Raw genomic sequence first — 12,171 nt, 5'->3', positions numbered from 1 at the left:
TTGATAGGTCAGAGGTGGAAGCGCGGTGACGTGTGGAGCTGACTGATACTAATCGTTCGAGGACTTAACCAAGTCATTAAGGTGAACTCGTTTTTACAAACTTCTTCTGCATTATCTAGTTTTGAGGGAATGAACCCTTATTAAAATAGTCTGGTAATTATGGCGAGAAGGTCACACCCGTTCCCATACCGAACACGGAAGTTAAGCTTCTCAGCGCCGATGGTAGTTGGGGCACGCGCCCCTGTGAGAGTAGGACGTTGCCAGGCAATTAAAAGAGACAATCCGAGAGGGTTGTCTTTTTGTATTGGGATTAAACTTTTATCCAAAAAGAAAACTGAGCTATATCGTGGACACGGGAACTGGAAAAATGGAGGGCCAAGTCCGCAATAGCCCTTATAGAGTACACGGACACTGGAAAAATAGAAGGCCGAGTCCACAATAGCCATAACCCTCTACCCATACTAATAATTAAGCCGCACGAACTACCCTTCATCTTTCTAAGAAAGAACAAAACTAACATTACTCCCCCTTGAACTATCTTCCATCCTAATTAAAGAAAGATAAACTAATTTCAACCCACAAAGACTGTTCTGAAACTCCAATCCACACCCAATCAAACATTCATAAAAATTCACACGTTTCCCAACCGCAGAATTTGGAGAAAATCATTAGTAACGAATCGTTGCATCTAGATAAAAAAGTGAGTATAATTTATGTCAAATATAGTCAAAGTCAGAACCACCAAAAGGGGGTGGGAAGATGAGGAACATTTCCGATATTATTGAAAAATACTTGAAGCAAGTATTAGAAATGAGTGACGAGGATCTAGTTGAAATAAAGCGGAGTGAAATTGCCGATAAATTTCAATGCGTCCCTTCACAAATCAATTACGTTATCAATACCCGCTTTACCATCGAAAGAGGATATATTGTCGAAAGCAAACGGGGCGGCGGCGGTTATATCCGAATCATGAAAGTTCAATCTCATGATTTAGCCCATCTAATCGACCATTTGCTATCGTTGTTCCAAAAACGAATTAGTCAAGCGAGTGCCGAAGACGTCATCTTAAGGCTTGTCCAGGAAGAAATCATAACGACAAGAGAAGCGAAGATCATGTTAAGTGTCATTGACCGGTCTGTTTTATATATTGATCTTCCATACCGGGACGAATTACGTGCCAGAATGCTAAAAGCTATGTTAACATCTTTAAAATATAAATAACTCAAGCTGCTGGAGAGGTGAAAGTATGATTTGTCAGGAATGTAACCAAAGGCCTGCAGCACTTCATTTTACAAAAATCATAAATGGTGAAAAAACAGAAGTGCATCTTTGTGAGAAATGTGCTCAGGAAAAAGGCGAAATGTTCATTTTTAATGGAGAATCGGGTTTTGCCTTTAATAATCTGTTAGCTGGATTATTAAATATCGACCCTTCTTTTAAAAAGCCAAGCCAAAGCCCGTTTCATCAGGAGGAAGTCCTGCAATGTGATTACTGTTCAATGACTTTTCCTCAATTTTTAAAGGTAGGCCGTTTTGGTTGTGCACATTGCTATGAAACCTTTAAAGAACAGCTTAAACCTGTTTTGGGGCGTCTCCACAGCGGCAACTGGGCACATAACGGAAAAATCCCTAAAAGAATTGGTGGTGGAATTCATCTTCGCAAGCAATTAGAGGAGCTGAAAAACGCACTAAGAGATTCCATCATCGGTGAAGAGTTCGAGAAAGCTGCCGAGATTCGTGATGAAATTCGGAACCTAGAAAAACAACTAGCAGGCAGCCTAGAGGGAGGGGAATAACGGCGTGTCACTCGAACGTTTTCTTAATCAAGCGGTCAGTTCTTGGATGAGTGCGGAAGGACCCGATTCCGATATTGTCCTAAGTTCTCGAATCCGATTGGCCCGAAATTTTAATGAATATCGATTCCCAACTTTATTTTCACACGAAGAAGCGAAAGGGATTATTTTAGAAATTGAAGAGATTTTAAAAACTTCACCGCTTCAAAAATTTGGTCAAATGGAATTGTTGAAAATTGATGAAATACAGCCGCTCCAAAAAAGAGTCCTAGTGGAAAAGCATTTAATCAGCCCACATTTAGCGGAAGATTCACCATATGGTGCAGTTCTATTAACCGAAAATGAAGAAGTTAGTATTATGATTAATGAAGAGGATCATATCCGAATACAATGCTTGTTCCCGGGCATGCAATTATCAGAAGCGCTGGATGCTGCGAATGAAATAGATGATTGGCTCGAGAGTAATATTCGATATGCTTTTGATGAAAAACACGGGTATTTAACTAGCTGTCCTACCAATGTGGGAACAGGCCTCCGAGCTTCCGTTATGATGCATCTGCCGGGTCTGATGTTAACCCAGCAAATCAACCGGATTATTCCTGCTATACACCAATTAGGATTGGTTGTCAGAGGGATTTATGGTGAAGGAAGTGAAGCGCTGGGGAATATATTTCAAATCTCCAATCAAATCACATTAGGAAAATCGGAAGAGGATATCGGCCGTGACCTGATGGGCGTTGTCAGCCAGTTAATTTCGCAAGAAAGGTCGGCGCGTGAAGCATTACGAAAGACTTCTAACATACAATTAGAAGACAGGGTGTTCCGCTCGTTGGGCGTGTTATCTAATAGCCGGATCATTGAATCAAAGGAAGCTGCAAAGTGTTTATCCGATGTTCGGCTTGGAATAGATATGGGGTATATCAATGATATGCCAAAAACGATATTAAATGAATTAATGATATTAACCCAGCCGGGATTTTTGCAGCAGTATGCCGGCGGACCATTAAGACCTCATGAGAGAGATATCAGACGCGCAGCATTAATACGGGAACGACTAAATTTGGAGAAAGAAAAAATAGGTGAGGAGTGAGAGTATGATGTTCGGCCGTTTTACTGAGAGAGCACAAAAGGTTTTAGCTTTAGCACAAGAGGAAGCCATTCGTCTTGGTCACAACAATATTGGGACAGAGCATATTTTATTAGGGTTAATTCGTGAAGGAGAAGGGATCGCAGCAAAGGCCCTTTATGGCCTGGGATTAGGTTCTGATAAAATCCAAAAAGAAGTTGAAAACTTAATTGGCAAAGGACAAGAGACGTCTCAAACTATTCACTATACTCCTAGAGCAAAAAAAGTCATTGAACTTTCCATGGATGAGGCCCGTAAATTAGGCCATTCCTATGTCGGAACAGAGCATATTCTCCTTGGATTAATCCGTGAAGGAGAAGGGGTTGCTGCCCGAGTACTTAATAATCTTGGTGTCAGCTTAAATAAAGCGCGCCAGCAGGTCCTTCAATTATTAGGAAGCAATGAATCTGGCGGACATCAGGGTGGAGGGGCAGTAAGCGCTAATACTCCGACACTTGATAGCCTTGCTCGTGATTTAACAGCGATTGCAAGAGAAGGAAGTCTAGATCCAGTAATTGGACGCAGCAAGGAAATCCAGCGCGTAATCGAGGTACTAAGCCGCCGGACAAAAAACAACCCAGTTTTAATCGGTGAGCCTGGTGTAGGTAAAACTGCGATTGCTGAAGGGCTTGCCCAGCAAATCGTGAATAACGAAGTGCCGGAAATTCTCCGTGATAAGCGCGTCATGACCCTCGATATGGGAACCGTTGTTGCCGGAACGAAGTACCGCGGTGAATTTGAAGACCGTCTGAAAAAAGTAATGGATGAAATTCGCCAAGCAGGCAATATCATTCTATTTATTGATGAACTTCATACGTTAATTGGAGCTGGTGGTGCGGAAGGTGCGATTGACGCTTCCAATATTTTAAAACCATCGCTTGCCCGTGGTGAACTTCAATGTATTGGAGCTACGACACTTGATGAATACCGTAAATATATTGAAAAAGATGCTGCCTTAGAACGTCGTTTCCAACCAATCCGTGTTGATGAACCAACGGCTGAGGAATCGATTCAAATTTTAGAGGGACTGCGTGATCGTTATGAGGCACACCACCGTGTATCGATTACAGATGAAGCGATTGAGGCTGCGGTAAAGCTTTCTGACCGTTATATTTCTGACCGCTTCCTGCCTGATAAAGCAATCGATTTAATTGATGAAGCGGGTTCGAAGGTACGTCTTCGTTCCTATACCACTCCTCCTAATTTAAAAGAATTAGAGGTAAAGCTTGAAGATGTCAGAAAAGAGAAGGACTCAGCCGTTCAAAGCCAAGAGTTTGAAAAAGCGGCTTCCTTAAGAGATACAGAGCAGCGTCTGCGTGAACAGCTCGAAGAAACGAAGAAAACGTGGAAAGAAAAACAAGGAAAAGAAAATAACGAAGTAACCGTTGAGGATATCGCCAGCGTGGTTTCCAGCTGGACGGGAGTACCTGTTTCAAAGCTACAACAAACGGAGACTGCAAAACTTCTAAATTTAGAGGAAGTTCTTCATTCCCGTGTTATTGGTCAAGAGGAAGCCGTTATTGCGGTGTCTAAAGCAGTCCGCCGTGCGAGAGCAGGACTAAAAGATCCGAAACGTCCAATCGGATCCTTCGTCTTCCTTGGACCAACCGGTGTCGGAAAAACGGAATTAGCACGGGCACTTGCTGAAGCCATGTTTGGCGATGAGGATGCGATGATTCGTATTGATATGTCTGAATATATGGAGAAGCATTCTACCTCCCGTCTTGTCGGTTCCCCTCCAGGCTATGTCGGCTATGAAGAAGGCGGACAATTAACCGAGAAGGTTCGTAGAAAGCCATATTCTGTAATCTTGCTGGATGAGATTGAAAAGGCACATCCGGATGTATTTAATATCCTTCTTCAAGTGCTTGAAGATGGACGCTTAACAGACTCCAAAGGAAGAACGGTTGATTTCCGTAATACCGTTTTGATTATGACCTCCAATGTCGGGGCAGAAGCATTAAAACGCAACAAATTTGTCGGCTTTAATATTCAGGACAGCGCCCAGGATTATAAGGATATGAAGGGGAAAGTAATGGAGGAATTAAAGAAAGCCTTCCGTCCGGAATTCTTGAACCGTATCGATGAAATCATCGTCTTCCATGCACTCGAGAAGAAGCATTTAGACGAAATTGTCACTCTTTTATCAGACCAGTTAGTCAAACGCTTAAAGGAGCAAAATATTTCAATCGAATTAACTCTTGCAGCAAAAGGCAAAATTTCAGAGGAAGGGTATGACCCAGAATACGGGGCTAGACCACTAAGACGTGCGATTCAAAAACATATTGAAGACCGTCTATCTGAGGAACTGCTAAAAGGTACATTATTAACAGGCCACCATGCTATAATAGATGTTGATAATGGTGAATTTGTTGTTAAATCAGCTGAGAAAACGAGCTTAACGAAATAAAATAGATTAAGTTCTGCAAAAAATAACTGTAGTTACTCAAGTAGAGGTACACGTGAATAAAGTCCAACCGTGTACCTCTTTTTTCATTTTTGCAGTTGTAAGGAAGGTAAAGGAATGGCTAAACGAAAAACAAAGTTTATGTGCTCAGAGTGCGGCTATGAATCGCCAAAATGGATGGGAAAATGTCCGGGGTGCGGTTCGTGGAATAAGATGGTCGAGGAAGTTGAGGTAACTGGTGCTAATAGAAGAGGAGCTTTTGCCCATTCACAAGGCACTTCAACGATCCTCTCAAAACCAACCCCGATCACATCAATTGAAATGATAAGTGAACCAAGAATTCTTACCGATTTAAATGAACTGAACCGAGTCCTAGGCGGCGGTGTCGTTAAGGGTTCTTTAGTTTTGATTGGCGGGGATCCGGGAATCGGTAAATCAACGCTGCTGCTTCAAGTATCTTCCCAGCTGGCGGGTAAAGGCAATCAGGTTTTGTACATATCGGGTGAGGAGTCATTAAGGCAAACAAAACTCCGTGCTGAACGTTTGGGAATCAAATCAGAAAATCTGCTGGTATATGCAGAAACAAATCTCGAGGAAATTAATCGAACGATTGATAGTACAAACCCAAGTTTTGTCATCATCGATTCCATCCAAACTGTGTTCCATCCGGATATTACATCAGCGCCGGGGAGCGTTTCCCAGGTCCGCGAATGTACCTCTGAACTAATGAGAATTGGAAAAACGAAAGGGATCGCCATTTTTATCGTTGGGCACGTCACCAAAGAAGGCTCCATTGCCGGTCCGAGACTGTTAGAGCATATGGTGGATACGGTGCTTTATTTTGAAGGAGAACGGCACCATACGTATCGAATATTACGGGCAGTCAAAAATCGCTTTGGCTCTACAAATGAAATGGGAATTTTTGAAATGAAGGAGTTTGGTCTCGAGGAAGTAGAAAACCCGTCTGAAATTTTTCTGGAAGAACGTTCAAGGGGGGCGGCAGGATCTACGGTGGTGGCCTCGATGGAAGGAACACGCCCTGTTCTCGTAGAAATCCAGGCATTAATCTCGCCGACAAGCTTTGGAAATCCAAGAAGAATGGCAACCGGAATCGACCATAACCGAGTGCCGCTATTAATGGCCGTCCTCGAGAAGCGAGTGGGAATGCTCTTGCAAAATCAAGATGCCTATTTAAAGGTTGCCGGCGGCGTAAAATTGGATGAGCCAGCGATTGATTTAGCTGTAGCGGTCAGCATCGCCTCGAGCTTCAGAGATAAACCGACCAGGCCGACTGATTGCATTATCGGTGAAGTAGGGCTGACCGGTGAGGTTAGACGGGTATCAAGAATCGAGCAGCGTGTCCAGGAAGCGGCAAAGCTTGGATTTGAGCGGGTCATCCTTCCTGCCAATAATTTAAGCGGCTGGAATGGACCGGCAGGGGTCGAACTAATTGGTGTTTCCTCGGTAAGCGAAGCACTAAAAGCTGCGTTGGGGGGATAGCGGATGGATCATAAAAAGCTCGGCGAACATACTGTTAGTGACGTATTGCAGCTTCTTGCCCCAGGTGCGCCTCTTCGTGAAGGAATTGATAATGTTTTGAGAGCCAATACTGGGGGGCTCATTGTTATTGGGTATAACGACAAGGTTAAAAGTATTGTCGATGGCGGCTTTGAAATCAACTGTCCTTTTTCGCCAAGCTTTTTATATGAATTGGCCAAAATGGATGGAGCCATTATTTTAAATGAAACTGGAAATAAAATTCTATTTGCAAATGCCCAGCTGGCTCCTGACGCGGATATTACCTCGACTGAAACGGGGATGCGGCACCGAACGGCCGAGAGAGCTGCCAAACAAACGAAAACTTTAGTCATTGCGATTTCTCAAAGACGGAATGTGATTACCTTGTATCAAGGAAATTTCCGTTATGCTTTAAAAGATATTGCGGTCATTTTAACCAAAGCCAATCAAGCGATTCAAACACTCGAGAAATATAAAGCGGTATTGCAACAAAGTATTACCAATTTAAGTATTTTAGAGTTTGAGGAATCAGTTACATATAATGACTTTTTAATGGTTCTTCATCGTTTCGAAATGGTGTTAAAAATTAAAAATGAACTAATAACCTTTTTATATGAATTGGGGACAGAAGGCAGGCTTATCCGCTTGCAAATGAATGAAATCTTGACGGAACTTGAAGAGGAAATCATGTTGATTATCAAGGACTATGCCAATGATCGCGATGTGAAAGCCCGTGAGGTCCTTCAAAGGATGCAGGTGCTGGCCAATAGCGGCACAATTGAAGATATGGTGTTATTAAAGCTAATGGGCTACCTAGGGTATGTTCATTTGGATGAAAATAAAAATCCCCGCGGTTATCGGATTCTGAATAAAATACCGCGGCTGCCAACCATCATTATCGAAAACCTCATCACTTGTTTCGATGAGCTTTCCAATATTATTTCCGCCACTGTTGAAGAATTGGACGAAGTTGAGGGGATTGGCGAGGTTCGGGCCAAGAAAATTAAAGAAGGCTTTAAATTGATTAAAGAGCGGCTCTACACGGTCCGCCATTTATAATTGGTAATTATTTGACACAAAAATTTTCCAGTGCTACCCTATGAGGAGTAAGATTTTAGCATCACAAATTTATTTCAAGACCTTTCCAATTTGGAAAAATAATCAACATTTCAAGGTTTCAATTTTACGAATCTGTTTATAATGAGTAGAGGAGGTGAAGGAATGTTAAAGCGAATTGTGCAGGCTTGCTTCCTCATAATAGGCGGTACGCTTGGGATCTTGTTTTTACCGAATTTGTTCAATCTACTTCATATTAATGACATTCCCGTTATTAATAATTCTTATGTCACTGCTATTTTAGGTGCTATTATTTTTTATCTTATTACCTTTTGGGCAGTAGATTATGTGTTTAATTTTATTACATGGGCTGAAGATTCATTGGTGAAAATTCCTGTTACGGATGTGCTGTTTGGCAGTCTAGGTCTCATTTTTGGTCTATTGGTTGCCTTTTTAGTCGGCTTTGCGCTAAATGCTGTTCAGGTGCCGGTATTAAATGCGGTTGCACCCATTTTGCTGACTCTCTTATTTGGTTACTTAGGCTTTCAAGTCGGTTTTAAAAAACGGGATGAGCTCTTAGGTCTTTTTGGAAAGGGCAGCAGCAAGAAAAAGTCAGCCGAAGAAGAGACCGAAAAAGAAGCTAAACATCCTTTAAAAATATTAGATACAAGTGTCATTATCGATGGACGTGTAGCTGATATTTGTCAAACAGGATTTTTAGAAGGGACGATTGTTATTCCTCAGTTTGTTTTGGCGGAATTGCAGCATATTGCGGACTCTTCTGATGTCTTAAAGAGAAATCGCGGCCGACGAGGCTTGGATATATTAAACAGAATTCAAAAGGAACTCGCTATTAAAGTTGAGATTTACGAGGGCGATTTTGAAGAGATCAGTGAAGTAGATTCAAAGCTTGTTAAGCTGGCGAAAATAACAAATGGTATTCTTGTTACCAATGATTTTAATCTTAATAAAGTATGTGAATTGCAGAACGTCTCTGTGTTAAACATTAATGATTTAGCCAATGCCGTGAAGCCGGTCGTTCTTCCAGGGGAGGAATTAACGGTTCAAGTAATCAAGGATGGAAAAGAATATCACCAGGGCGTTGCTTATTTAGATGATGGAACCATGATTGTAGTAGAAGAAGGAAGAGAATATATCGGGAAAAGAATTGAGGTTCTTGTTACGAGTGTCCTTCAGACTTCTGCCGGCCGAATGATTTTTGCTAAACCAAAATTATTAGAAAAAGCCTTGTAAACAGAAAAGCGGAAGCGCCTTCGGAACAAGCAGAGCTTGTTCCTGCGATGAATATTCTAAGGAGATTTCCTTAGTGTTCAGCCCCGACAAGCAAATGTTCCTCGGCAAGAAAAGTCTGCACTTTGACTTTTATTGCCGAAGGTTATTTGACCTCGAGGGGCTAGGCGCTGGAGCTGGACAATAAAGATTGGGGATTTGTATGACCTACCAAGTCATTCTCCCGGCTGCGGGCCAGGGAAAAAGGATGGGAGCAGGGAAAAATAAACTGCTGCTCACACTTAATGAAATTCCAGTTCTCATTCATACCTTAAGGGTGTTTGATGGAGACGAGGCCTGCAACGGCATCATCCTCGCCATTCATCCTCAGGATGAAGAGGAATTTAAAGCATTGTTAAAAAAGCACAAAATCAAAAAAGTTATCAAGTTAGTTCCTGGTGGAAAGGAACGTCAGCATAGTATCTATAATGCTCTGAAAACAGTGAAAAGTGCTGGGGTTATTCTTGTTCATGATGCAGCAAGGCCATTTATTCAAAAAGAGCATATCCATCGTTTAACAGAGAAGGCGGTAGAAACAGGTGCTGCCATTATCGGAGTACCTGCGAAGGACACGATGAAAAAGGTTCAGGATGGTATAGTTAATGAAACCGTCGAACGTTCAAGCTTGTGGGCCGTGCAAACCCCGCAAGCTTTTCGTATTTCGCTACTTAAAGAGGCCTATGATCACGCTGAGAAGGACCAGTTTCTTGGCACAGACGATGCGAGTTTAGTGGAGCGCCTCAACCATCCTGTAGCTATGGTCGAAGGCGATTACGATAATATCAAGCTGACAACACCGGAAGATTTATTTTTCGCAGAAGCTATTTTAAAAAAGAGGAGTTTTTAATCATGTTTCGAATTGGTCAAGGCTTCGATGTCCATCAATTAACAGAGGGGCGGCCGCTTATTATTGGCGGAATTACCATCCCCTACGAAAAGGGGCTGTTAGGTCATTCCGATGCAGACGTATTATTGCATACGGTGTCTGATGCCTGCCTCGGTGCAATTGGAGAAGGGGATATCGGCAAGCATTTCCCCGATACTGACCCGAATTTTAAAGATGCAGACTCCGCTAAGCTGATGGAGCATGTATGGCAGTTAGTAAAGGAAAAAGGCTATGAGCTTGTGAACGCCGATTGTACAATTATTGCCCAGAAGCCGAAAATGGCTCCTTATATAGAGCAGATGCGCGTACGGATTGCTGAATTGTTAGAAGCTGATCCGGAACAAATCAATGTAAAGGCAACAACGACAGAAAAGCTCGGCTTCACCGGAAGAGGAGAAGGCATTGCCTCCCAAGCAGTAGTTTTATTGAAAAAGAAATGATAAAATAATCAGTTGAAACTATAATAATTAACCATGGAGGCATCATAGCTATGTCAAACGAAGTTCGTGTAAGGTATGCTCCAAGTCCGACAGGACATTTACATATCGGAAACGCCCGTACTGCGTTATTTAATTATTTATTCGCACGCAACAAAGGCGGGAAATTTATCATCCGGATTGAAGATACCGATAAAAAGCGAAATATCGAGGGCGGAGAAGAAAGCCAATTAAAATACTTAAAATGGCTTGGTATGGATTGGGATGAAAGTGTCGATGTGGGCGGCGATTATGGGCCCTATCGTCAATCTGAAAGAAACGATATTTATGAAACATACTACAACCAATTATTAAATCAAGGTCATGCTTATAAATGTTATTGCACGGAAGAAGAGCTTGAAGCGGAGCGGGAAGCTCAAACGGAACGAGGCGAAACTCCGCATTATTCCGGGAAGTGCCATCATTTGACTCCAGAGGAGCGTCAGCAGCTTGAAAGCGAAGGCCGCGAGCCAAACATCCGTATTGCTGTTCCTGAAGGAAAAACCTATACCTTTGATGATATGGTTAAAGGCGTCGTTTCCTTTGAATCAGAAGGAATGGGTGACTGGGTTATCGTCAAAAAAGATGGAACACCTACCTATAACTTTGCCGTTGCCATTGATGATCATTTAATGGAAATTTCTCATGTCCTTCGCGGAGATGATCATATTTCTAACACACCGAAGCAGCTGATGGTATATGAAGCATTAAGCTGGGAACCGCCTATTTTTGGCCACATGACCTTAATTGTCAACGAAAGCCGCAAAAAGTTAAGTAAGCGCGACGAATCGATTATTCAATTCATTGAGCAATACGAGGAATTAGGCTATTTGCCGGAAGCATTATTTAACTTTATTACCTTGCTCGGCTGGTCTCCAGCAGGTGAAGAGGAGCTATATTCTAAGGCTGAATTTATTGAAATTTTTGATGCAAACCGACTTTCAAAATCACCGGCATTATTTGATAAGCAAAAGCTTACCTGGATGAACAATCAATACATGAAAAAGGTTGAAGTGGATCGGGTTATGGAACTGGCGCTGCCTCATTTAATTAAAGGAGGGCGCATCAATGGGAATCTGCCCGAAGAAGAGCGAAACTGGGTACATGGCTTAGTTGCCCTTCTGCAGGAGAAAATGAGCTTTGGTGCCGAAATCGTCGAGCTGTCTGATATGTTCTTTACAGACGAGGCAGTATATGAGGATGATGCAAAGGAAATACTTACAGGTGAGCAGGTTCCGGAAGTATTAAAGGCATTCTCCCATGAACTCGATCAACTCGAAAGCTTCGAGGCGGATGGAATTAAGGCAGCCATGAAGGCTGTACAAAAATCCACTGGTCAAAAAGGAAAAAATCTGTTCATGCCGATTCGCGCAGCGGTTACAGGTCAAACCCACGGACCAGATCTTCCACAGGCAATTGAACTTTTGGGCAAGCAAAAAGTCCAAATGAGAATTAATAAAATTATTAGTTAACATTAGAGACAAAATGTAATATAGTATATGTAAGAATTTTTTATATCATAAAGCGACGAAGAGGAAAAGTAGAAAAATGATGCTTTTAAGAGAGAACCATCACCGGCTGAAAGTGGTTTAAGCCTCTCATTGATTGAAATGCACCTCT

10 protein-coding genes, 1 rRNA gene and 1 other annotated feature (1 of these 12 running past the window's edge) are annotated in these 12,171 nt (G+C 42.2%); all 11 genes read left to right on the top strand.

The window, feature by feature from the left end:
• The first annotated feature begins 149 nt into the window (after positions 1-149).
• Positions 150-266 (top strand): 5S ribosomal RNA (gene rrf, locus AC59HZ_RS29045).
• Positions 267-759: 493 nt separating this feature from the next.
• Positions 760-1,221: a CtsR family transcriptional regulator gene (locus AC59HZ_RS29040; protein WP_496549215.1), complete on the top strand. Its 462-nt coding sequence runs from the start codon at positions 760-762 to the stop codon at positions 1,219-1,221.
• Positions 1,222-1,246: 25 nt separating this feature from the next.
• A complete protein-coding gene (mcsA, locus tag AC59HZ_RS29035) occupies positions 1,247-1,795 on the top strand; it encodes a protein-arginine kinase activator protein McsA (RefSeq protein ID WP_496549214.1) in 549 nt (182 codons plus the stop codon).
• Between the two features lie 4 nt (positions 1,796-1,799).
• Positions 1,800-2,882 (top strand): protein-arginine kinase McsB, encoded by a 1,083-nt coding sequence (mcsB, locus tag AC59HZ_RS29030; RefSeq protein WP_496549213.1) that lies wholly within the window; start codon positions 1,800-1,802, stop codon positions 2,880-2,882.
• Positions 2,883-2,886: 4 nt separating this feature from the next.
• Positions 2,887-5,328 carry an ATP-dependent protease ATP-binding subunit ClpC gene (gene clpC / locus AC59HZ_RS29025; RefSeq protein WP_496549212.1) on the top strand — a complete coding sequence of 814 codons (2,442 nt, stop codon included), beginning with the start codon at positions 2,887-2,889 and terminating at the stop codon, positions 5,326-5,328.
• 114 nt (positions 5,329-5,442) lie between these two features.
• Positions 5,443-6,825 carry a DNA repair protein RadA gene (radA, locus tag AC59HZ_RS29020; RefSeq protein ID WP_496549211.1) on the top strand — a complete coding sequence of 461 codons (1,383 nt, stop codon included), beginning with the start codon at positions 5,443-5,445 and terminating at the stop codon, positions 6,823-6,825.
• A 3-nt stretch (positions 6,826-6,828) separates the two neighbouring features.
• Complete coding sequence (disA, locus tag AC59HZ_RS29015; RefSeq protein WP_496549210.1) at positions 6,829-7,902, top strand: DNA integrity scanning diadenylate cyclase DisA; 1,074 nt, start codon at positions 6,829-6,831, stop codon at positions 7,900-7,902.
• A 162-nt stretch (positions 7,903-8,064) separates the two neighbouring features.
• A complete protein-coding gene (locus AC59HZ_RS29010) occupies positions 8,065-9,153 on the top strand; it encodes a PIN/TRAM domain-containing protein (protein WP_496549209.1) in 1,089 nt (362 codons plus the stop codon).
• Positions 9,154-9,352: 199 nt separating this feature from the next.
• Entirely contained in the window at positions 9,353-10,036 is a 684-nt protein-coding gene (gene ispD / locus AC59HZ_RS29005) for a 2-C-methyl-D-erythritol 4-phosphate cytidylyltransferase (protein ID WP_496549208.1), read from the top strand.
• Between the two features lie 2 nt (positions 10,037-10,038).
• A complete protein-coding gene (ispF, locus tag AC59HZ_RS29000; RefSeq protein WP_496549207.1) occupies positions 10,039-10,515 on the top strand; it encodes a 2-C-methyl-D-erythritol 2,4-cyclodiphosphate synthase in 477 nt (158 codons plus the stop codon).
• A 50-nt stretch (positions 10,516-10,565) separates the two neighbouring features.
• Positions 10,566-12,023 carry a glutamate--tRNA ligase gene (gltX, locus tag AC59HZ_RS28995; protein ID WP_496549206.1) on the top strand — a complete coding sequence of 486 codons (1,458 nt, stop codon included), beginning with the start codon at positions 10,566-10,568 and terminating at the stop codon, positions 12,021-12,023.
• A 46-nt stretch (positions 12,024-12,069) separates the two neighbouring features.
• Positions 12,070-12,171 (top strand) — a binding site (T-box leader); it runs 131 nt beyond the window's last position.

This window comes from Neobacillus sp. DZ-9, from assembly GCF_059587065.1.
Note: the sequence above shows the minus strand (reverse complement) of the source record. Positions and strands in the feature narration are given on the sequence as shown.